The organism is Enterobacter cloacae complex sp. P12RS, from assembly GCF_014895875.1.
GTDB lineage: Bacteria > Pseudomonadota > Gammaproteobacteria > Enterobacterales > Enterobacteriaceae > Enterobacter > Enterobacter bugandensis.
This window is the reverse complement of record NZ_JADBQO010000025.1, coordinates 40,247-62,857: the sequence shown is the minus strand read 5'-3', so window position 1 is coordinate 62,857 and position 22,611 is coordinate 40,247. Positions and strand designations below refer to the sequence as shown.

At 57.2% G+C, this 22,611-nt stretch carries 19 protein-coding genes and 1 pseudogene; 10 read left to right on the top strand and 10 right to left on the bottom strand.

Features of this window, described 5'->3' with window-relative positions:
- Positions 1-21: 21 nt before the first annotated feature.
- Both IM284_RS15480 and gap read left to right on the top strand, forming a co-directional pair.
- Complete coding sequence (locus IM284_RS15480; RefSeq protein ID WP_047367793.1) at positions 22-1,002, top strand: GlxA family transcriptional regulator; 981 nt, start codon at positions 22-24, stop codon at positions 1,000-1,002.
- A 78-nt stretch (positions 1,003-1,080) separates the two neighbouring features.
- Positions 1,081-2,091, top strand: coding sequence for a type I glyceraldehyde-3-phosphate dehydrogenase (gene gap, locus IM284_RS15475; protein ID WP_047367794.1), 1,011 nt, complete (start codon positions 1,081-1,083; stop codon positions 2,089-2,091).
- Between the two features lie 41 nt (positions 2,092-2,132).
- Here the strand turns inward: gap and IM284_RS15470 are convergent, their stop codons facing one another.
- Complete coding sequence (locus IM284_RS15470; protein WP_045260284.1) at positions 2,133-3,320, bottom strand: MFS transporter; 1,188 nt, start codon at positions 3,318-3,320, stop codon at positions 2,133-2,135.
- A 115-nt stretch (positions 3,321-3,435) separates the two neighbouring features.
- Between IM284_RS15470 and IM284_RS15465 the strand changes: the two genes are divergently transcribed.
- On the top strand, positions 3,436-4,392 hold the full coding sequence (locus IM284_RS15465; RefSeq protein WP_028013503.1) for an AraC family transcriptional regulator: 957 nt from the start codon (positions 3,436-3,438) through the stop codon (positions 4,390-4,392).
- A 14-nt stretch (positions 4,393-4,406) separates the two neighbouring features.
- Here the strand turns inward: IM284_RS15465 and IM284_RS15460 are convergent.
- Positions 4,407-5,084 (bottom strand): annotated as a pseudogene (locus tag IM284_RS15460) (carbohydrate porin).
- A 281-nt stretch (positions 5,085-5,365) separates the two neighbouring features.
- Between IM284_RS15460 and IM284_RS15455 the strand changes: the two are divergent.
- Entirely contained in the window at positions 5,366-7,051 is a 1,686-nt protein-coding gene (locus IM284_RS15455) for an alpha,alpha-trehalase (RefSeq protein WP_047367795.1), read from the top strand.
- Positions 7,052-7,111: 60 nt separating this feature from the next.
- On the opposite strand, the gene IM284_RS15450 is transcribed toward IM284_RS15455, so the two are convergent.
- Entirely contained in the window at positions 7,112-9,214 is a 2,103-nt protein-coding gene (locus IM284_RS15450; protein ID WP_047367796.1) for a TonB-dependent siderophore receptor, read from the bottom strand.
- 112 nt (positions 9,215-9,326) lie between these two features.
- A complete protein-coding gene (locus IM284_RS15445; protein ID WP_028013508.1) occupies positions 9,327-9,581 on the bottom strand; it encodes a GlsB/YeaQ/YmgE family stress response membrane protein in 255 nt (84 codons plus the stop codon).
- 207 nt (positions 9,582-9,788) lie between these two features.
- On the opposite strand from IM284_RS15445, the gene IM284_RS15440 reads away from it, so the two are divergent.
- On the top strand, positions 9,789-10,520 hold the full coding sequence (locus IM284_RS15440) for a flagellar brake protein (protein WP_028013509.1): 732 nt from the start codon (positions 9,789-9,791) through the stop codon (positions 10,518-10,520).
- Between the two features lie 36 nt (positions 10,521-10,556).
- Here IM284_RS15440 and emtA read toward each other — a convergent pair whose 3' ends face one another.
- Positions 10,557-11,168: a membrane-bound lytic murein transglycosylase EmtA gene (gene emtA / locus IM284_RS15435; RefSeq protein WP_028013510.1), complete on the bottom strand. Its 612-nt coding sequence runs from the start codon at positions 11,166-11,168 to the stop codon at positions 10,557-10,559.
- A 106-nt stretch (positions 11,169-11,274) separates the two neighbouring features.
- On the opposite strand from emtA, the gene ldcA reads away from it, so the two are divergent.
- Both ldcA and IM284_RS15425 read left to right on the top strand, forming a co-directional pair.
- Positions 11,275-12,189, top strand: coding sequence for a muramoyltetrapeptide carboxypeptidase (gene ldcA / locus IM284_RS15430; protein ID WP_047367797.1), 915 nt, complete (start codon positions 11,275-11,277; stop codon positions 12,187-12,189).
- A gap of 88 nt (positions 12,190-12,277) precedes the next feature.
- Positions 12,278-14,011, top strand: a complete 1,734-nt coding sequence (locus tag IM284_RS15425) for a potassium/proton antiporter (RefSeq protein ID WP_041909504.1) — start codon at positions 12,278-12,280, stop codon at positions 14,009-14,011.
- A gap of 45 nt (positions 14,012-14,056) precedes the next feature.
- Here IM284_RS15425 and dadX read toward each other — a convergent pair whose 3' ends face one another.
- The gene (gene dadX, locus IM284_RS15420) at positions 14,057-15,127 is read right to left on the bottom strand and encodes a catabolic alanine racemase DadX (RefSeq protein ID WP_047367798.1); all 1,071 of its coding nucleotides are present in this window, start codon (positions 15,125-15,127) and stop codon (positions 14,057-14,059) included.
- 9 nt (positions 15,128-15,136) lie between these two features.
- A complete protein-coding gene (locus tag IM284_RS15415) occupies positions 15,137-16,435 on the bottom strand; it encodes a D-amino acid dehydrogenase (RefSeq protein ID WP_041909503.1) in 1,299 nt (432 codons plus the stop codon).
- Between the two features lie 321 nt (positions 16,436-16,756).
- Between IM284_RS15415 and IM284_RS15410 the strand changes: the two genes are divergently transcribed.
- On the top strand, positions 16,757-18,289 hold the full coding sequence (locus IM284_RS15410; protein WP_023293929.1) for a SpoVR family protein: 1,533 nt from the start codon (positions 16,757-16,759) through the stop codon (positions 18,287-18,289).
- 45 nt (positions 18,290-18,334) lie between these two features.
- On the opposite strand, the gene fadR is transcribed toward IM284_RS15410, so the two are convergent.
- Entirely contained in the window at positions 18,335-19,054 is a 720-nt protein-coding gene (fadR, locus tag IM284_RS15405) for a fatty acid metabolism transcriptional regulator FadR (protein ID WP_028013515.1), read from the bottom strand.
- A gap of 201 nt (positions 19,055-19,255) precedes the next feature.
- Here fadR and nhaB point away from each other — a divergent pair, with 201 nt between their 5' ends.
- Both nhaB and dsbB read left to right on the top strand, forming a co-directional pair.
- The gene (gene nhaB / locus IM284_RS15400; protein WP_028013516.1) at positions 19,256-20,794 is read left to right on the top strand and encodes a sodium/proton antiporter NhaB; all 1,539 of its coding nucleotides are present in this window, start codon (positions 19,256-19,258) and stop codon (positions 20,792-20,794) included.
- A gap of 46 nt (positions 20,795-20,840) precedes the next feature.
- Positions 20,841-21,371 (top strand): disulfide bond formation protein DsbB, encoded by a 531-nt coding sequence (gene dsbB, locus IM284_RS15395; RefSeq protein ID WP_028013517.1) that lies wholly within the window; start codon positions 20,841-20,843, stop codon positions 21,369-21,371.
- A gap of 33 nt (positions 21,372-21,404) precedes the next feature.
- Here the strand turns inward: dsbB and IM284_RS15390 are convergent, their stop codons facing one another.
- Both IM284_RS15390 and IM284_RS15385 read right to left on the bottom strand, forming a co-directional pair.
- On the bottom strand, positions 21,405-21,845 hold the full coding sequence (locus IM284_RS15390) for a YcgN family cysteine cluster protein (protein WP_047368117.1): 441 nt from the start codon (positions 21,843-21,845) through the stop codon (positions 21,405-21,407).
- A 93-nt stretch (positions 21,846-21,938) separates the two neighbouring features.
- Positions 21,939-22,598 (bottom strand): fumarylacetoacetate hydrolase family protein, encoded by a 660-nt coding sequence (locus IM284_RS15385; protein ID WP_028013519.1) that lies wholly within the window; start codon positions 22,596-22,598, stop codon positions 21,939-21,941.
- Positions 22,599-22,611 lie beyond the last annotated feature (13 nt).

Below are 22,611 nucleotides of genomic sequence, written 5' to 3'. Positions count from 1 at the left end.
GGTAAAGGTACTTTTCAGGACATGAAGAAAATATTAATTATCGTACCTGACGGCGGCATGCTGTTTGAGGCCGCCGGTATCGCCGACATTCTGATGCAGGCCAACCGGCTGCATCCGGAAGGGCTTACCCAGCCCCGCTACCGTATCATCATTGCCACCACGCAGCCCCACCAGGTGATCCACGGCCAGTCTGGCCTGAACCTGCTGGCGGACTATCGCCTGCCTGAGCTGGATCCGCGCGAACCGCTGGACACCATTATCATCACCGGACGCGGGATCAACGAGCAGGAGAGCACGGCGGTGGTGGACTGGCTGCACCTCGCTGCCCCGCACGCCCGGCGGGTCGCCTCCATTTGCGGGGGCGCGATGCTGCTTGCCCAGACCGGCTTGCTGGACGGCCGCCGCGCAACCACCCACTGGCGGCTGCTGGAGACGATGCAAGCCCAGTACCCGGCTATCCACGTCGAAGGCGGCCCGCTGTATATTCAGGATGGCCCCATCTGGACCTCCGGCGGCGTGAGTTCCGGGTTCGATCTGACCCTGGCGCTGGTGGAAGACGACTACGGATTTACCCTCGCCCGCGACGTGGCGCAGGATATGGTGATGTATCTGCGTCGCCCCGGCGGACAACTGCAGTTCAGCCGCTATAGCCTGCAGCAGCCTGGCGCATCGGGGCCCATAAGCGAACTGCAAATCTGGATCCTGCAGAACCTCACCGCCGACCTGTGCGTGGAAAATTTGGCCGAAAAGGTGGCGATGAGCCCGCGCAATTTCACCCGGGTTTTTACCCGCGACGCGGGCGTCTCGCCTGCCCGTTACGTGACGGAAGCGCGCCTGGCCGCCGCCCGACAGCTGCTTGAGCAGACCCATGATCCCCTTGAGCGGATTGCCGAGCAAAGCGGGTTTGGCACCAGCATTAACCTGCGCCGCGTGTTTGAGAAACAGCTCCACCTCACGCCAGGCGAGTATCGCCAGCGCTTCCACTGCCGCAAGATGGCGTAATCTGATCCTTTTTTGTCGTTTACGCCAACTGGCCCCGCGCCTACAGTGACTCCAGACAACAGAGATAAGGAGTGCACCATGGTTAAGGTCGGTATTAACGGTTTCGGCCGTATCGGACGTAATTTCCTGCGCGCGGCGCTGGGTAACCCGGATCTTCAGATTGTGGCCATTAACGATCTGACGGACAGCAAAACCCTCGCCCACCTGCTGAAACATGATTCCCTTCTGGGCAAACTGCCCGCGCCCGTTGAAGCGGCTGACGGCGCGCTGCAGGTGGACGGTCAGCGGATTGTGGTGTTTAGCGAACGCGACCCGGCAAATATTCCGTGGCGCGATGTTGGTGTTGACGTGGTAATTGAGGCCACCGGCTTCTTTACCGATCGGGAAAAAGCGGCGGTGCACGTCACGCAGGGTGGCGCAAAGCGCGTCATCATCTCCGCGCCTGGCAAGAATGATGATCTGACGGTTGTGATGGGAGTGAACCACGATCGCTACGACCCGGCTCAGCACGTGGTCGTCAGTAACGGGAGCTGTACCACTAACGGTCTGGCGCCGGCGGCTCAGGTGCTGCATCAGCAGTTCGGGATCGAGCATGGTCTGATGAACACGACGCACGCCTACACCAACAGCCAGGCGCTGCACGACCAGCCGGAAAAAGATCTGCGCGGCGCGCGCGCGGCGGCGCTGTCGATTGTGCCTTACTCCAGCGGCGCGGCGAAAGCGCTGGGCAAAGTGATCCCCTCCCTGGACGGCAAGCTGACCGGGTACTCCCTGCGCGTGCCGGTGCCGGTGGTGTCGATTGTGGATTTAACGGTAACGCTCAGCCGTAGCGTAACCGCCGAAGAGGTGAATAAGGCGTTCCGCAACGCGGCCGCCAGCGGGCCTTTGAAAGGGATCCTGGGCTATAGCGATGAACCGCTGGTCTCCAGCGACTACCAGGGCGACCCGCGCTCCTCCATTATCGACGGGCTTTCCACGCTGGTGATTGGCGGGAACATGGTGAAGATCCTGGCGTGGTATGACAACGAGTGGGGCTTCTCTAACCGCCTGGTGGATCTGGCGGTGCTAATGGATAAGAAAGGGCTGTAAGCCTGGAGCCGGGTGGCGCGAACGCTCACCCGGCAAAAAAATCATTCCGCTTTCACTTTCACGCCCATCAACACAATCACCATCGCCGTCACCAGCAGGAACCCGCTTCCGGCGAATACGCCGCTGGCACCGTTAAGGTCAAATACCGCCCCGCCCCCGGCCGCACCGGCGCTTATCGCCAGCTGGATTGAGGCCACCAGCAGCCCCCCTGCACTTTCGGCTTCATCCGGAACGGTGGTGGCAAGCCAGGTTGACCAGCCCACCGGAACCAGACCAAACGCAAAGCCCCACAGCGCCACGAGGAACCCGTCCAGCATTGCCAGATGGCCAAACGCCACCATCGTCAGCGCCAGTATGCCCATGGCGAACGGCACCAGCGCCAGCGTCAGGCGCAGATTACGTGCCAGCAGATGTCCGGCAACGGAAGTACCGACAAAGTTCGCCAGCCCAAAGCCCAGCAGGATCAGTGAAATGGTCTCAACGTTCGCCTGCCCCACCGTTTCCAGGAACGGGCGCAGGTAGGTAAAGAAGGCGAAATGGCCGCTGAAGATGAGAATAGTGGCCAGCATGCCGCCGATCATGCCCGGTCGACGCAGCACGCGGAACAGCGTGCTGAGGCTACCGCTGCTCTCGGGTTTCATGGACGGCAGCACCCAGATCTGCCACAGCAGCGCCAGTACGCTCGGCAGAATGCAGAGCACAAAGACGTTGCGCCAGCCGATCAGGCTACCCAGATAGCTCCCCAGCGGGGCAGCAACCACGGTGGCAATCGACACGCTGGAGAAGATCACCGCCAGCGCCTTCGGCACTTTATCCGTCGGAACCAGGCGCATCGTGGTGGCCGTCGACATCGCCCAGAAGCCACCGATGGCGACCCCTAACAGCAGGCGCCCCATCAGCAGGACGTGCAGCGTAGGCGCAAAGGCCACCAGCAGGCTGGAGATGATTTGCAGCACGGAGAAAAACATGAGTACCCAGCGACGGTCGATACTTTTGGTCGCCGGCGTAATCAGAAGCCCGGTGACCAGCGCCACCAGCGCGGTGGCGGTGACGGCCTGCCCGGCCATGCCCTCGCTGACGCCCAGGCTCGCGGCCATCGGCGTCAGCAAACTGGCTGGCAGGAACTCAGCCGTTATCAACCCAAACACGCCCAGCCCCAGTGAATAGACGGCCCGCCAGGCGGGTCTGGCAGGCGCCACGGCCTCTCTCGCCACGACACATGAATTCATCTGTTGTTCTCCCGTTATAAAAATGTGACAACTGTCGCAAAAGCATAGAGGGTTCACCGTGGACGATCTATGACATATAATCTCCACTTATTGATTATTCGTCCGGAGTTGCGCCATGACCGTTCAGTCCCCCGATTTGATCAGCGAACTCTTACGCGGCATGCGCCTGTCGGGCGTGAAATACCGACGGATTGAAGCCAGCGCGCCGTTTGGCGTGGCGTTCCACCAGGCGCCCGGTAAGGCGCAGTTCCATTTTGTGAGCCACGGTAGCGCCCTGCTGCGTATGGAGAGCGGTGCGACCTTCGAACTGAGCGGCGGCGACGCGCTGTTTATTCCTGGCGGGAATGCCCACGCCCTGCTCTCTGACGCGCAGGCAGCCATTACCCCGGTGAACGCTTTTCCGAGCGAACCTATCTGCGGCTCGGTGTGCGCCATTACCTGCGAGCCCTGTCCGGAGAGCGAGAACACCATCATCTTTAGCGGGTGTATGGATTTTGAGCTCGGCGGGATGCAGCCGCTGATCAAAGCAATGCCGGAAGTGATGATGGTCAGCCGGCTGATGTCCACCTGGCCGGAAATTCATCCGCTACTGGCGGCGATGGAGCGAGAATCCATGACCCGTCAGGCCGGGTTCGCCGGGATCCTTGCCCGGCTGGCTGACGTGGTGGCGGCGTTAATTGTGCGCGGCTGGGTTGAGGGCGGCTGCGGTAAAGCCACCGGCTGGGTGCAGGTTTTACGCGACCCGCGCCTGAGCCGGGCCATTTACGCCATGCACCAGCAGCCTGGCCTGAACTGGAGCGTGGCGGATCTGGCGAAAGAAGCGGGCACCTCACGCTCCGTGTTTGCCGAACGGTTTCTGGCCGCGACGGGGACGACCCCGGCAAAGTATCTCAGCGAACTGAGAATGCGGCTGGCGATTCAGTACATTCGTCACGAAAATCAGCCGATTGAAACGGTCGCCCTGCGGCTGGGTTACGGATCGCTGGCGGCGTTTAGCCGGGCCTTTAAGCGCATCATTGGCCATGCGCCGGGCACGCTGCGGGAAGCCGGCCAGGCCCCGGAAGAGGTCTGACCGGCAGGCTGGCATCAGAAAGAGTATTTAAAGCGCACGCGGCCACCGTAGCGATCGTCGTTTTTCTTATCGCCCGCTTTCGGGGAAGCGTTGACCCAGGACGCATACACGCCCAGATAGATGTTGAAGTTTTTCATCTTCATGACGTTCGGGATCAGATCGTATGGATGGTATGAATATCGTACTCGCCCTTCGCGTCCAGGTAAGCGGTGTTGAGGTTGATGACCACGCCGTTCTCCGGATCGGTTTTAAGCCCGTCCCAGGTCATAGTAAACCCGTAGCCGTCGCTGTAGAGATCGTCCGACTTTAATTTCCCCGTCGTTCACAGAACCGAAGAAGAATACCGCATCATCGAGATAAAATTTCCCGCCGAGAGGCTGAACGGAAAATCCGGCAAAATTGCCGTTATCCATTTTCCGATAACCATCAAAACCTCATAAATTACGCCCGTTAATATCCCAGCGTTCTTTATATCCCGGCGCCCGGTCGCTATTAGCGCTTTGCTTAATGGAGGTCAGACTGCCTGTTTTACTGGCGGCATCTATATTAAACGCCACGTCACCATAAAATTTAATATCACCAAACCCTGAAAGCGTCAGCTTTGGCGGTTCGGCTTTGCTCACCGGCTCTTCGGACTGCACAACAACGGCGGGTGCTGCCTGCTGCTGTCTAAGCGCCGGAATAAAATGCACTTATCAGTATTACCGTTTTTTTTAATTTCATAAAATCCATCCTGATTATAAAAGTGAATACGCAAATAGGGAGCATCGCCATTACGACTACATAGCCTTTTGGGTTCTATTATTTTTTTTGTTGCACAACAAATCCTTCCGGACAGGGCGTGCGAAGCGGTAAATTGTCTGGTTCTGCGCAAAATGGGATATTCAACACGCGAAGCGGGCAATATTCGTCTAAGGTTTTCAGGTGATTGAAAACAGCGGTCACGCTGCTCAGGAATACAGGAGACGAACCGATGATAAGACCTCGTACTTTACGCCCTGCTCTTTTGCACCTCGCGCTGGGAGGCGCGCTGCTCGGTGTGGCAACGATGGGTTATGCTGAAGAACAACCAGCCTACCAGAAAAATTCACCCGATATTTTGCTTGGCCCTCTGTTTAACGACGTGCAGAGTGCCAAACTGTTTCCCGATCAGAAAACCTTTGCCGATGCCGTTCCCAAAAGCGACCCGCTGATGATTCTGGCGGATTACCGGATGCAGCACACCCAGACAAGCTTTGACCTGCGCCACTTTGTGGAGATGAACTTCACGCTGCCTGCGGAAGGTGAAAAATATGTGCCGCCTGCGGGACAAAGCTTACGTGAGCACATTGACGACCTCTGGCCTGTGCTGACGCGCACCACGGATAAAGCCAGTAACAAATGGGATTCCCTGCTGCCGTTACCGAAACCTTACGTTGTGCCCGGCGGGCGCTTCCGCGAGGTCTACTACTGGGATAGCTATTTCACCATGCTGGGCCTGGCGGAGAGCGGCCACTGGGACAAAATCAGCGATATGGTGGATAACTTTGCGTATGAGATTGATACCTTCGGCCATATCCCCAACGGCAACCGCAGCTACTACCTGAGCCGCTCCCAGCCGCCGTTCTTCTCACTGATGGTTGAGTTGCTGGCGACGCATGACAAAGACGCGCTGAAAAAATACCGTCCACAAATGGAAAAAGAGTACACCTACTGGATGGAGGGTGTAGAAAGCCTTCAGCCAGGGCAGGCTAACCAGCGCGTGGTGAAGCTCGATGACGGTTCCGTACTCAACCGCTACTGGGACGATCGCGATACCCCGCGCCCGGAGTCCTGGCTTGACGATATCACCACGGCGAAGAGCAACCCTAACCGGCCTGCGACGGAAATCTACCGCGATTTGCGCTCCGCAGCGGCCTCGGGCTGGGACTTTAGCTCCCGCTGGATGGACGACCCGCAAAAGCTCGGCACCATCCGCACCACCAGCATTGTGCCCGTCGATCTGAACGCCCTGATGTTTAAAATGGAAAAACTGCTCGCGCGAGCAGGCCAGGAGGCGGGCGACAGCGCGGCGGCGAGTAAATACGAGGCATTAGCAACCGCGCGTCAAAAAGCCATTGAGCGCCACCTGTGGAACGATAAAGAGGGCTGGTACGCCGATTACGATCTCAAGAGTAAGAAGGTGCGCAACCAGCTCACGGCGGCGGCCCTCTTCCCGCTCTACGTGAAGGCGGCGGCACAGGATCGCGCCGATAAAGTGGCCGCGGCCACCTCCGCACGCCTGTTGAAGCCGGGCGGTATTACCACCACCACCATCAACAGCGGCCAGCAGTGGGATGCGCCAAACGGCTGGGCACCGCTGCAGTGGGTGGCAACGGAAGGGTTGCAGAACTATGGGCAGGATAAGGTTGCAATGGACGTGACCTGGCGCTTCCTGAAGAACGTTCAGCACACTTATGACCGCGAGAAGAAGCTGGTGGAGAAATATGATGTCTCTTCTACCGGTACCGGCGGTGGCGGCGGTGAATATCCGCTCCAGGATGGGTTCGGCTGGAGCAACGGCGTGACGCTGAAAATGCTGGATCTGGTTTGTCCGAAAGAGAAACCGTGCGACAGCGTGCCGGAAAATCAGCCTGCGGCGAACGATGAGGCTGCGCCGGTGAAAGCTGCGGCGCAGTAAGGGAGTATTGCCGGGTGATGGCTACGCCTTACCCGGCCTACATTTTGAACTCACAGGGATTTAGAAGCTGTAACTCGCCCCTAGCTGATACGTCCTGTCACGCCCAATCCAGCAGTTAGTCGCATCGTAGCAGGTCAGCGTCTCTTTATTGGTGATGTTCTGCATACTTGCCTTAAGCGTCAGCCCCGCCAGCGAAGGCAGAATTTCGCCCATCCGGTACGACGCCGCCAGATCGTACTGCGTGGTGCCCCCCAGCTTACCCGCATCGTTAGACGGTGAAATCTCCATCGGCCCGGTATAGCGCGCCCCGGCGCCCAGCATCAGCCCCTTCAACGGCGTGCTCTCGAAGGTGTAATCCCCCCACAGGTTGAACGCATTTTCCGGCACCTGAGTAGGACGCTTGCCCTGGTATTTATCATCTTCGGTATTAATTACGTGGGTGTAGGCATAGTTGGCAATCAGCGTCAGGTTGTCCGTCGGGCGGCTGATGGCGGAGAGCTCCGCGCCTTTGGATTCCACTTCACCAGTCTGACGGTAGTTCAGGAAGCCCGGGTCGGAGGTGACGACGTTTTTCTGCCGGATGTTAAACACCGAGGCGGTAAACGTCGTGGCGTACTCGGCCAGCAGATATTTAACCCCTCCTTCCACCTGCTTGCTGGTGGTTGGCTTGACGTCTTTCGCCGTGAGCGTCCCCTGCGGCGAGACCGGTGCAAAACCTTCTGAATAGCTGATAAACGGCGAAATACCGTTATCGAAGGCGTAAAGCGCCCCCAGGCGTTTGGTAACGCGATCCTGCGATACCCAGGCCTTATCGCCGTTTTGCAGGTAATCGGTGGTGACGGAGCGGTAATCGTCGTAGCGCAGGCTGCCCAACAGACTTAAGCCGCCAAATTCCACCTGATCCTGCAGGTAGTACCCGTTCTGCTGGTAGCTGAGGCGGTTTTTCTGGGCGGTGTAGAGCCCCAGCGCGCTTTCGTGGATTTGCGAATAGTCCGGATTATGCATATCCATGCCCGTCGTAGTCGACGCGTAGCGGTAGTGGAAATGGGAGTTCAGCCTCTGATAGTCAAACCCGGCCAGCAGATGGTGTTTCCAGTCGCCCAGCGCAACGGTTTTAGTCACCTGGTTGTCGATGTTGAAGCTCTTAAGATCTTCATCGGTGGTATAGGCAAAGCGGTTAAGCTGATAGACCTCACTTCCCGTTCCCGTCGCGTAGACGCTGTTCTGGTGGGTATCGACGTCGAAATAGCGCGCTTTCTGATTAAAGCCCCAGCCGCTGTCAAACTCGTGTTCGAAACTGTAGCCCAGCATCCACTGCCGCTGCTTAAACCCGCTCCACTCATCTCCGGCGTAATCCCGGCGATCGGCATATTTGGACCGCAGATAAGCGAGCGGCAGCGGGTTAGACGGCGTCAGGCTCGGGGAGTTTTGCGCCAGCGCATCCAGGGTGAGGCGGGTTTTACCGTCGGGTTGCCATGTAACGGACGGGGCGACCAGATAATTTTCATAGCGGCTGGTGTGCGGCTGATCGTCATTCTCCGTCGCCTTACCCAGCAGGCGGTAATTCCAGTCGCTGTCGGCAATTTGTCCGGTCGAATCGAGGTAGCCTTCTTTCAGATTACGGTTCCCGGTGTTAAAACCGACCTCGGTTCGGGCTTCCCGCTGCGGCTTTTTGCTTTGAATATTTACCAGCCCGCCCGGCGAACCGCCGCCGTAAAGCACCGATGAAGGCCCTTTCAGGATATCGACGCTCTCTATTAACAGCGGATCGATGCGCGCCTTGGTGTTGCCGGTGACGTTATAGGGTAGCTGCAGTCCGTTGTAAAACTCCTGATCAACGGTAAAGCCACGAATTTTGTATTCGCTCATGTAGGAGGTATTCCCCCGCACCTCGGTTGAGACGCCTGGGGCATAGCGCAGGATTTCATTCACGGAGTTCGCGTGACGCTTTTCGATCTCCGGCGCAGAGAGCGTGTTGATAACCTGCGGCGTTTTACTTTCGGCAACGGCCGATTTGGTGGCGCTGTTGGTCCAGGCCGGCAGCGCGCTGCCCTGCTCTGAGCCGGTGACGACAATGGTTGATTCTTCGGCGAAAGCCTGGACCTGCAATGCCAGCGTGACGGCACCCGCCAGGGTGCATAACGTAAAACGTGAGGAGTTCATAATGTCGTCTTGTTATTACATGCAATACGGAACGACAATTATTATCATTTAGATTAGCAAATCAATATAGCGACAAAAAAAACGGCCCTCCGCAGAGAGCCGTTCTGTCATTTTATGCTCGTCGCAGTAATCTGAATATGCCCAGCACGACAATGGCTCCCACGACAGCGACCAGGAAACTGTGCATGTCGAAACCACTGATGTCACCACCAAAACCAAACATCGTCGCCAGCCAGCCGCCTACAACCGCACCAACGACCCCGAGTACGCAGGTCAAAATAAAGCCGCCGCCATCGTTTCCCGGCATGATCAGTTTTGCGATAGCGCCGGCAATAAGGCCAAAGATAATCCAGGCGATGATACCCATAGCAATGCCCTCTTGCAGATTAAACGCATGTACAGAAAACCTTCTGCACAGCTAACTTAAGTATAGGTCATCACCGGAAAACCAGTTTCGTCTCACCGACTTATCCTGCGGACAACGGTAAAAAAATCTCACCGGTTTGTATTAAGTTTGAGGGTGGATTGCCGATAACACTAAGACAGTCTGTCATCAATCAAGGAGCCATCCGGCGTGAGTCATTACAGTGAGCAGTTCCTCAAGCAAAATCCGCTGGCTGTATTAGGGGTATTACGCGACCTGCAAAAAGGCGAAGTGCCGCTGCGCATCAGTTGGTCGAATAATCAGTTTATCAGCAAGATCCTTGACGTCTCGCAGGAGAGGCTGGTTATTGACCTGGGCAGCCTGGAGTATGAAAACCGCGCGGCGCTGAAAGCAGAGAATATCGTGGTCATGGCCGAAACCCATGGGGCCAAAGTGGAATTTGTCCTGCCGCGACTGGAACTGAGCGAATACCAGGGACTTCCGGCTTTTGTTACCCTCCTTCCTGGCAATCTCTGGTTTGTCCAGCGCCGTGAATATTTCCGCATCAGCGCCCCCCTTCATCCTGCCTATTTTTGTAAGGCCAAAATGCCGGACAAAAAAGAGATCCGCTTCCGTCTCTTTGACCTGTCGCTGGGCGGAATGGGCGCACTGATGGATACCCCGAAGCCGGAGGGTCTGGTAGAAGGCATGCGGTTCACGCAAATAGAACTGGATATGGCGGGCTGGGGCCGTTTTTATTTCGATGCACAGCTGATTGCCATCAGCGAGCGCACGGTGGTGGACAGCAAAAATGAAACGATTACCACGCCGCGTCTGAGCTTCCGTTTTCTGAACGTCGGGCCCGGCGCGGAGCGCGAGCTGCAGCGCATTATCTATTCGCTGGAACGGGAAGCACGGGAACGTGCGAATAAGGTTCTGTAGGAAAAGTCGGGCAGCGAGCGCCGCCCGTTTGCGGCATTACATGGCATCCATCGCTTTCTGTACTTTCCAGATATAGCGAGGCGCCTGCGGTGCCGGATGATTTTTCGCCACATGCTCGACGAACTCATCTTTGTCCATGTCGTTGATCTCCTCAATCGCCTCTTTGCGGTCAGAGGAGAAAGTTCTGAGCAGCGCCCCGGCGCCGTTCACGTACGAGACCACCAGCGCGTATTGCATCACTTCCGGATCCTCAATGCCCTTCAGCACGCCGTGTTCCAGAATGCTCAGGTAAGCGGTCCCCATAGAAATATTGCGTTCCGGGTTCTTCAGCTCGCTGGTCGACGGCTGGCCGCTCCAGCCCATATAGCGGTAGACCTCTCTCCCCGCCGTAGAGGCTTTCAGCTGCATCAGCCCCACCGCGTTGGATTTGCTGACAAGCGTAGGATTGCCGCCGGACTCCACCGCAATAATGGCGGTGATCAGCCGCGGGCTGACGCCCCATGCCTTCCCGGCTTTTTCACTGATCGGCATCCACTGCATGGCCCGTTTCACCGGTACTTCCGGATTCCAGGGCGGGTTTTGATAATCATGTTTTGAACTACAGCCAGCCAGCAAAACAATCAAAAAAGCAAACCATCTCAATTTCACGTCATCTATCCTTATAGCCGGTCATCGCGGTGCGCCGCCCTTGAAGCAGGCGGCGTATACGCGGCATGATATAGACAATTAGTTTCTCATTCAGCAAGGAATTGCCATGTCTCAGTTTCATCTCATCGCGCCGTCGGGCTACTGTATTAACCAGGACGCGGCGCAGCGGGGCGTTCAGCGCTTACTGGAATCCGGCCATCAGGTAGAAAATCAGACAATTATCCCCCGCCGCCAGCAGCGTTTTGCCGGAACAGAAGCGCAGAGGCTAAATGATATCAATAGCCTGGTGAACCTGAAGGGCGAAAACCGAATAGTCCTTGCGGTGCGCGGCGGCTATGGTGCGAGCAGGCTGCTTGAGAGCATTGACTGGCAGGGCCTGGCGCAGCGCCAGCAGCAGGATCCGCTGCTGATATGCGGCCACAGCGATTTCACCGCCATCCAGCTTGGTCTTCTGGCGCTGCATAACGTCATCACGTTTAGCGGCCCGATGCTGGCCGGTAACTTCGGCGCGCCGGAACTGGACGCGTTCACCGTGGAGCATTTCTGGCGCGCGCTGCGCAATCCCACCTACAGCGTGGAATGGCAAGGCAATGGACCGCACTGGGAATGTGAGGGCCAGCTCTGGGGAGGTAACCTGGCGATGCTGGTCTCGCTCATCGGCACGCCGTGGATGCCGCAAATCAAGGACGGCATTCTGGTGCTGGAGGATATTAACGAACATCCGTTCCGCGTCGAGCGCATGTTATTGCAGCTTTATCATGCAGGTATTCTCGATAGCCAGTCCGCGATCGTGCTGGGCAGCTTCAGCGGCTCTGCCCCGAATGACTATGATGCGGGCTACTCCCTGGAAACCATGGTCGATTTCATCCGCTCGCGGCTGGATATTCCGGTTATCACCGGTCTGGATTTCGGCCATGAGCAGCAGACCGTTACCCTTGCGCTGGGCGCGCAGGCGACGCTTACACATGATGTTTCGGGCAGTCGGTTAACGATCGGTGGTCATCCGGTCATAAAAGCATAAAAAACCCCCTTAATAAAACGCTGTTGCCGTTGTTAATATGTTAGGGTTTTAGTAACAGCGTTAACATTGAGGTGGGAGAAAGAGAACATTGGATGCCGCAGCGATAATCAGCCTTTTCATTTTGGGTTCTGTACTTGTAACCAGCAGTATTTTATTAAGTTCATTTTCATCGCGTCTTGGCATACCCATTCTTGTTATTTTCCTTGCCATCGGCATGCTGGCCGGCGTTGACGGCATCGGCGGTATCCCCTTCGATAACTATCCCTTCGCCTACATGGTGAGTAACCTCGCGCTGGCGGTGATCCTGCTCGACGGCGGGATGCGCACTCAGGCGAGCTCCTTCCGCGTGGCCTTAGGGCCTGCGCTGTCGCTGGCGACCGTCGGCGTGTTGATCACCTCCGGCCTCACCGGGATGATGGCCGCCTGGCTTTTCAATCTCAATCTCATGGAAGGCTTGCTGATTGGCGCAATCGTTGGCTCTACCGATGCGGCGGCGGTCTTTTCCCTGCTTGGGGGTAAAGGGCTTAACGAACGCGTTGGCTCAACGCTTGAGATTGAATCCGGCAGTAACGATCCGATGGCGGTGTTCCTGACCATCACGCTGATAGAGATGATCCAGCAGCACGAGACGGGCCTGAGCTGGATGTTTGCCCTGCATATTCTGCAGCAGTTCGGGCTGGGGATTGTCATCGGCCTGGCGGGGGGATACCTGTTACAGCAGACGATCAACCGCATTTCTCTGCCCTCGGGGCTTTACCCTCTGCTGGCGCTGAGCGGCGGCATTCTCATTTTTGCCGTTACCACCGCGCTGGACGGCAGCGGTATTCTCGCCGTCTACCTCTGCGGGTTCCTGATGGGCAACCGCCCTATTCGCAACCGTCATGCTATTTTGCAGAACTTTGACGGCCTGGCGTGGCTGGCGCAAATCGGCATGTTCCTGGTGCTGGGCCTGCTGGTGACCCCGTCGGACCTGCTGCCGATCGCCGTTCCGGCGCTGCTGCTGTCGGCGTGGATGATCTTCTTCGCCCGTCCGCTCTCCGTATTTGCAGGCCTGCTGCCGTTTCGCGGCTTTAACCTGCGCGAGCGCGTCTTTATCAGCTGGGTCGGCCTGCGCGGCGCGGTGCCGATTATCCTTGCGGTGTTCCCGATGATGGCCGGTCTCGACAACGCGCGGCTGTTCTTCAACGTGGCGTTCTTCGTGGTGCTGATTTCCCTGCTGTTCCAGGGCACGTCGCTCGGGTGGGCGGCTAAAAAGGCCAAAGTGGTGGTGCCGCCCGTAGGCTGGCCGGTCTCCCGCGTGGGGCTGGACATTCACCCGGAAAACCCGTGGGAGCAGTTCGTCTATCAGCTGAGCGCCGACAAATGGTGCGTGGGGGCCTCGCTGCGCGATTTGCACATGCCGACTGAAACGCGCATTGCCGCCCTGTTCCGCGATAATGTCCTGCTGCACCCGACTGGCAGCACCCGCCTGCGCGAAGGAGATATTCTGTGCGTCATTGGCCGCGAGCGCGACCTGCCCGCGCTGGGCAAGCTGTTCAGCCAGTCGCCTCCCGTGGCGCTGGACCAGCGTTTCTTCGGCGATTTTATTCTGGAAGCCAGCGCCAAGTTTGCGGATGTGGCGCTCATTTATGGCCTGGATGAAGGTGCAGAAGACGGTGATAACCCGCAAACGCTGGGCGAAATCATTCAGCAGCGGCTTGGCGCTGCGCCGGTTGTGGGTGACCAGGTGGAGTTTGCCGGGATGATCTGGACGGTGGCCGAAAAAGAAGATAACGCGGTGCGGAAGGTCGGTTTGAGGCCGATGGAAGAGGACGCGGAGTAGTTTTTTGCCGGGTGGCGGCTTCGCGTCACCCGGCAAAGATACAAGTTACACCGTCACAACTGGCACTCTTGGTGCCAGGGCACACATCAGTTCATACCCTACCGTTCCCGCCGCGGCCGCCACGTCATCAATTTTGATTTCGTTGCCCCACAGCTCGACCGGTGAACCGATGCCCGCCTGCGGGCATGGCGTCAGGTCAACGGCCAGCATATCCATTGAGACGGTCCCCACCGTGCCCGTGCGCACCCCATCCACCCAGACCGGCGTGCCGGTCGGCGCGATACGCGGATAGCCGTCGGCATAACCGCCCGCGACGATGCCAATCCGCTGCTCGCCCTTCGCCCGGAAGCGGCTGCCGTAGCCTACCGTGTCGCCCGCCTTCAGCGTCTGCACGCCGATGATCTCGCTGCGCAGGGTCATGACCGGCCTCAGGCCGCTGTTGGCAATATCCTGCCACTGGCCTGAGGGTGATGCACCGTACAGAACGATCCCCGGACGCACCCAGTCATAGTGGGCTTCAGGATGCCACAGCGTCGCCGCCGAGTTCGACAGGGAGCGCGGACAATCGAGCCCTTCAGCCGCCTGCTCAATGCGGACCATAGCATCAGCAATGCCGTCCGGTTTTTCCGCATCGGCAAAGTGCGCCATCAGCGTCATTTCGCCGACGTTTTTCAGGCCACGCAGCTGCTGCCAGACCGTATGCACCCGCTCGGGCTGGAAGCCCAGGCGGTTCATGCCGCTGTTCACCTTGAGATAAATATCCAGCGGAGCGTGGAGCTTCGCATCCTGAATGGCTTTAATCTGCCAGTTGCTGTGAACGCTGGTGGTCAGGCGATACTTATCCAGCAGCGGCAGATCGTCCGCGTGGAAGAACCCCTCCAGCAGCAGAATAGGCCCTTTCCAGCCGCGCTCGCGCAGCAGGATGGCCTCTTCGAGATTGAGTAACGCAAAACCGTCGGTCGCGCCGAGCGCGCTCCATATACGGTCAATACCGTGGCCGTAGGCGTTTGCCTTGACGACTGACCAGACGCGCGAACCAGGTGCTGCCCGGCGAACAATTTGCAGGTTTTCCTTCAGGGCCTGCAGATCCAGCTGAGCCAGAACAGGACGGGACATGACAACTCCTTAATTATGCGCGCCGTGCAGGTGCTGAGGACGCGATGGCGTAAATCCTGATTGATAGCGCGCAGCACTTAAATCGTCAAACGGAATTGCCGGCGTGCGCCCGGAAATCAGGTCGCTCAGCAGCTGGCCCGAGCCGCAGGCCATCGTCCAGCCGAGCGTGCCGTGTCCGGTATTGGTCCACAGGTTTTTGTATGGCGTGCGGCCCACGATTGGCGTGCCGTCCGGGGTCATCGGACGCAGACCGGTCCAGAACGTCGCCTGTTCCACAAACCCGCCGCGCGGGAAGAGATCGCCCACCACCATCTCCAGCGTTTCACGACGCGGCTGCAGCAGCTCGGTGTTGAAGCCGACAATCTCCGCCATGCCGCCGACGCGAATACGGTTATCGAAGCGGGTAATGGCGATTTTGTAGGTTTCATCCAGGATGGTTGATACGGGCGCCCCGCTCTCCTCTTTCACCGGGATAGTCAATGAGTAGCCCTTGAGCGGGTAGACCGGAATATCGAGGATGCCTTTCAGCATGGCGGTGGAGTAGGAACCAAACGCCATCACGTAGGCATCCGCCTTTATCACCTCGTCGCCGCACTTCACGCCGTAAATTTTTTCGCCTTCCGACAGCAGCTTGTCGACGGAGGTATTAAAGCGGAATTTTACCCCTGCCTGCTCGCACATCTGTGCCAGACGCTGGGTAAAGAGCTGACAGTCGCCGGTTTCGTCATTCGGCAGACGCAGACCGCCGGTCAGCTTGTGGGCCACTTCGGCCAGCGCGGGTTCCACCTGCCCCAGCTGGCTGGCTTCCAGCAACTGATACGGTACACCGGCATCTTCCAGCACGGCGATATCGCGGGTGGCGTTTTCATACTGTTGCTCGGTGCGGAACAGCTGCAGCGTGCCGCCCTGACGGCCTTCGTACTCAATCCCCGTCGACGCGCGCAGGGCTTTGAGGCAGTCACGGCTGTATTCCGCCAGACGCACCATGCGGCCTTTATTTTCCATGTAGTGCCGGGTGTCGCAGTTGCGCAGCATCTGCCACATCCACTTCAGCTGGAACTGCGTGCCGTCAAGGCTGATGGCCAGCGGCGCGTGGCGCTGGAACATCCATTTGATTGCCTTCAGCGGCACGCCGGGCGCCGCCCACGGGGCCGCATAGCCAGGAGAGATTTGACCGGCATTTGCCGCACTGGTTTCAAGCGCCGGGCCGGATTCACGATCGATAACGGTAACCTCATGTCCCGCCTGACTTAAATACCAGGCGCTGGTTACGCCAACGACACCACTTCCCAGTATGACAACACGCATAGCCACTCCATTATGAGCAAAAGAACAATCATCTAATTACAGATTGATAACCTAGTTGAAAATATTATTCAACATACGACTTTTTTATGGTGACTTACCTCACACATCCCCCAACATCAGGGGACAGGGATAATTTGGGATCTCCTGCTGAGCTTTATTTTTAACCAGCATAAAATTCTGATGAGTTCGCTTTTTTTGCCGTATCAAAAACGGGAAATCGCAAAGAAAAAATTTCTGCGCCAGCACGCTTTTTAACACGTTGATCTATGCTTGAAAGGAGGCTCTCCAGACAGAGAGAGCACCCACAACGAGGGCGCGCTAATGGCTACTATTGATTCCCTGAACAAGGACAACACACGTCTGAGCGATGGACCCGACTGGACCTTCGAGCTGCTGGATGTCTACCTCGCCGAAATCGACCGGGTGGCAAAACTGTATCGCCTGGATACCTATCCCCATCAGATTGAGGTGATTACCTCCGAACAGATGATGGACGCTTACTCCAGCGTCGGGATGCCGATCAACTATCCGCACTGGTCGTTTGGTAAAAAATTCATTGAAACGGAGCGGCTGTACAAGCACGGCCAGCAGGGGCTGGCGTATGAGATCGTCATTAACTCCAACCCGTGTATCGCCTATCTGATGGAAGAGAACACCATTACCATGCAGGCGCTGGTGATGGCGCACGCCTGCTACGGCCATAACTCCTTCTTTAAAAATAACTATCTGTTCCGTAGCTGGACGGACGCCAGCTCCATCGTCGATTACCTGATCTTCGCGCGTAAATACATTACCGACTGCGAAGAGCGCTACGGCGTGGACGAGGTAGAGAAGCTGCTCGACTCCTGCCACGCGCTGATGAACTACGGCGTGGACCGCTATAAACGCCCGCAGAAAATCTCTCTGCAGGAGGAGAAAGCCCGGCAGAAAAGTCGCGAGGAGTATCTGCAGAGCCAGGTGAACATGCTGTGGCGCACCCTGCCGAAGCGTGAGGAGGAAAAAACGATTGCCGAAGCGCGTCGTTACCCGTCCGAGCCGCAGGAAAACCTGCTCTATTTTATGGAGAAGAACGCCCCGCTGCTGGAGCCGTGGCAGCGCGAGATTTTGCGTATCGTGCGTAAGGTGAGCCAGTATTTCTATCCGCAGAAACAGACTCAGGTGATGAACGAAGGCTGGGCAACATTCTGGCACTACACCATTCTTAACCATCTGTATGACGAGGGGAAAGTCACCGAGCGGTTCATGATGGAATTTCTCCACAGCCATACTAACGTGGTGTTCCAGCCGCCCTACAACAGCCCGTGGTACAGCGGGATTAACCCGTATGCGCTGGGCTTTGCGATGTTCCAGGATATTAAGCGCATCTGCCAGTCGCCAACGGAAGAGGACAAGTACTGGTTCCCGGATATCGCCGGTTCTGACTGGCTGGAAACGCTGCATTTTGCGATGCGCGACTTTAAGGATGAGAGCTTTATCAGCCAGTTCATGTCGCCGAAGATCATGCGCGATTTCCGCTTCTTCACCGTGCTGGACGATGACCGCAACAACTATCTGGAGATCTCCGCGATCCACAACGAGGAAGGATACCGGGAGATCCGCTCCCGCCTCTCCTCTCAGTACAACCTGAGCAACCTTGAACCCAATATTCAGGTGTGGAACGTGGACCTGCGCGGCGACCGCTCCCTGACGCTGCGCTATATCCCGCATAACCGCGCGCCGCTGGACAAAGGGCGTAAAGAGGTGCTGAAGCACGTGCACCGCCTGTGGGGCTTTGACGTACAGCTGGAGCAGCAGAATGAGGACGGCAGCGTGGAGCTGCTGGAACGCTGCCCGGCGCGGTTGAATACGCTGTAGCGCCACCGGGCGAAAAAAAACCTCTCGATTGAGAGGTTTTTTATTTCAGCGGCTCTGAATCGCCAAATCGCCCGGCAGCGTTTTCTGCATACGGTGCCAGATTTCACCGGAGTCGTGGCCGTAGCGGCGTACGGTTTCATAAACCTGATCGTGCAGGCCTTCGGTGCACAGCTTGCTCAGCTTATGGTAGAAGCCCAGCGCCAGACTGCGGGCTTCAGGGTTAGCGAAGTAGTGACGACCAATGCGGGTATAGAGCCCTTTCATACCGTTGAGGATCAGGCCGTAAACCGGGTTGCCGGAGGCAAACGCCAGGCCGCGAAACACGTTGTAATCGAGGGTGGCAAAGGCGTCGGCGTGATCTTCAACTTCATTCGCGCTGGCCAGCACCGCAAGCGCATCTTCAGGATGCTGACGGAAAGCGGTACGAATAAAAATAGTCGCGATGTTGGTGCGCACGGAGAGCAGATTATCTATCAGCTGCGGCACGCTTTCATGGTCGAGGCGCGCCAGCGTTTCAAGAATGTTTAGCCCCGAGGTTTCCCAGAAGTTGTTTACCTTTGTTGGCTTGCCGTGCTGGATCGTCAACCATCCATCACGCGCCAGTCGCTGAAGCACTTCACGCAGCGTGGTGCGAGTGACGCCAATCAGTTCAGAGAGTTCGCGTTCAGCCGGAAGAATGGACCCCGCAGGGAAACGATTATTCCAGATGCTTTCAATGATGTACTCTTCCGCGAAACCCGCCGGGCTCTGCGCCTTAATGACCATAGTGAGATTTCCATTACACAGCTTTTTGCAAATTGGACTCATCATACCAGAGGCGTGCAACGGCAGGTAGCGCGGCAAAGTGAGAAAAGAGGGATCGCCGTTTCATTTTTGTGAAATTTACAATGCGGTCTTATCCGCCTCCGGGCCGCGATTTTTGCGTATACTGATGTTTTGTATTACTTAACGGGAAGGACGTCTGTTGTGGAAATTTCTTTTGGGCGCGCGCTGTGGCGCAATTTTTTAGGTCATTCTCCTGACTGGTACAAACTGATACTGCTGGTTTTCCTGGTCGTTAATCCCATCATTTTTAGCGTGGATCCGTTTATCGCCGGGTGGCTGCTGGTGGCGGAATTTATCTTCACCCTGGCCATGGCGCTTAAGTGTTATCCCCTGCTGCCCGGCGGTTTGCTGGCGTTTGAAGCCGTTGTCATCGGCATGACGTCCGCAGAACATGTAAAAGCAGAGCTGGCCTCCAATCTGGAAGTGCTCCTGCTGCTCATTTTTATGGTGGCCGGTATCTACTTTATGAAACAGCTGCTGCTGTTTATCTTTACCCGCCTGCTGCTGAGCATTACGTCGAAAACGATCCTCTCGCTGGCGTTTTGCCTTGCCGCCGCCTTTCTGTCGGCCTTCCTGGATGCGCTCACCGTTGTCGCGGTGGTGATAAGCGTCGCCGTCGGATTTTACGGCATTTATCACCGCGTGGCCTCCTCTCGCCCAAGTGAGGATTTACAGGACGATAGCCACGTCGAGGCGCATAACCGCGACGTGCTGGAACAGTTCCGCGCGTTTCTGCGCAGCCTGATGATGCACGCAGGGGTCGGTACGGCGCTGGGCGGCGTGATGACCATGGTGGGCGAGCCGCAAAACCTGATCATCGCGAAAGCGGCTGAATGGCATTTTGGCGAGTTTTTCCTGCGCATGGCCCCCGTCAGCGTGCCTGTGCTGGTCTGCGGGTTAGCGACCTGCATTCTGGTCGAAAAATTCAGGCTGTTCGGCTACGGCGCACAGCTGCCTGAACCGGTCCGCAAAGAACTGCATAAATTTGACGAGCAGAGCCGCAAACAGCGTACGCGCCAGGAGACGCTGCGTCTGATTGCGCAGGGGATCATCGGCATCTGGCTTATCGCCGCGCTGGCGTTGCATCTTGCCGAAGTCGGGTTGATTGGCCTCTCCGTCATTATTCTTGCCACCACCTTTAGCGGGGTAACGGACGAACATGCTATTGGTAAAGCCTTTACCGAAGCCCTGCCGTTTACCGCGCTGCTGGCGGTCTTTTTTGCGGTCGTGGCGGTGATTATTGACCAACACCTTTTCGCACCGATTATCGCGTTTGTGCTTCAGGCCTCGCCGGACTCGCAGCTTACGCTGTTCTATCTATTTAACGGTCTGTTGTCCTCTATTTCCGATAACGTCTTTGTCGGGACGGTGTATATCAATGAGGCCAAAGCGGCAATGGAGCAAGGGATCGTCAGCACCGGGCAGTTCGACCTGCTGGCGGTAGCCATCAACACCGGAACAAACCTGCCCTCCGTTGCAACACCGAACGGCCAGGCGGCATTTCTCTTCCTGCTGACCTCGGCGCTGGCGCCGCTCATACGACTTTCTTATGGGAGAATGGTCTGGATGGCGCTGCCGTACACGCTGGTGCTCACCGTTGTTGGTTTGCTGTGCATCAAAATTACTCTCGTTCCCTGTACGCAATGGCTGCTACAAGCGGGTATACTTGCGGCGCATTAAAATTCGTTTACACTGCGCTTTCTAAGCATGTTCCAGGGAAATGATTATGTTGAGATTTTTAAACCAGTGCTCCCGCGGTCGCGGAGCGTGGTTGTTGATGGCCCTGACCGCCTTTGCGCTGGAAATGGTTGCGCTGTGGTTCCAGCACGTGATGGGACTCAAGCCCTGCGTGCTGTGCATCTACGAGCGCTGCGCGCTGTTCGGCATTATGGGTGCAGGCCTGGTGGGCGCAATTGCCCCAAAAACGCCGTTGCGCTACGTCGGTATTGCCATCTGGCTGTACAGCGCCTGGAAAGGGATTGAGCTTTCCTGGCAGCACACCATGATGCAGCTGCATCCGTCACCGTTTATGACCTGTGATTTCGCCGCCCGCTTCCCGAGCTGGCTGCCGCTGGATAAGTGGCTTCCGCAGGTGTTTGTCGCATCCGGTGACTGCTCCGTACGTCAGTGGGAATTCCTGACGCTGGAGATGCCGCAGTGGCTGGTGGGCATTTTTGTGGCCTACTTCGTCGTGGCGCTGCTGGTGCTGATTGCTCAGCCGTTCAAACCGAAGAAACGCGATTTGTTTGGAAGGTAAAAGCAAAAACCCGCCACGGCGGGTTTTTTATTATCACCGATTAGGGTGATTCATGATGTGATCTTCCCAGTCCCGTACCTCGGACTCCTTCACCGCAATGTGGCGTACCGAGATACGCTTGCCGTGCATCGCCGCTTTTGAACCGGTCAGCAGAGGATGCCAGGCCGGTAGATCTTTCCCTTCCGCCAGCAGGCGATACGCGCAGGTGTGCGGCAGCCACTCAAAAGTCGGCAGATTTTCACGGGTGAGCTTGATGCAGTCCGGCTCGAACTCGAAGCGGCGTTCGTAGTTGCGGCACTGGCAGGTTTTAATGTTCAGCTGCCTGCAGGCGACGTTGGTGAAATAGATCTCATCGGAGTCTTCATCCATCAGCTTGTGCAGGCAGCACTGCCCGCAGCCGTCGCACAACGATTCCCACTCCGCGTCGGTCATTTGGTCAAGAGTTTTGCTTTGCCAGAAAGGAATGTCGTTCATCAGGATGTCCACACGTCAAAAGAAAGCGCACCTTATAACGAGTCTGGCACGTGGTTGCAAGTTTTGCCGCCCTTTGCAGGCGGCAAGATGCGGTTACAGCACGCGGGTTTTTAGCGACAGGCCGTTAAAACCGACCTCAAGCTCATCGCCGCTGGCGAGCGGGCCCACGCCTTCTGGCGTGCCGGTGAGGATCACATCGCCCGGCTTCAGGGTGAAGAAACGGCTCATGTAGGCGATCAGCGGCACAATCTTGTGGATCATATCTGCCGTGGTGCCCTGCTGGCGGATCTCGCCGTTAACCTTCAGGCTGAGCGGAGTATCCTGCGGATCGTTGGTAAATTCATTCACCGGAACAAACCCTGAAATCGGACATGCGTTATCAAAGCCTTTGGCTTTTTCCCACGGCTGCCCTGCCTTCTTCATTTTGCCCTGCACGTCGCGCAGGGTCAGATCCAGCGCCACGCCGTAGCCAGCAATCGCTTTCTCGACATGCTCTTCGGAAGCCTGGCGCAGCGTGGCGCCGATCAGCACGGCAAGCTCTACTTCGTGATGTACCGACCCCAGCCCCTGCGGCAGCGCCAGCGGCTGGCGGATGTCGCATAGCGCCGTCTCGGGCTTAATAAACAGGACCGGCTCTTCTGGGGTTGCGCTGCCCATCTCCTGAATATGCTTCGCATAGTTGCTGCCCACGCAGACCACTTTGCTGACGGGATAATCCAGTAATGCACCTTGCCAGTTATGATGTTGATACATGCTCGACCCCTAA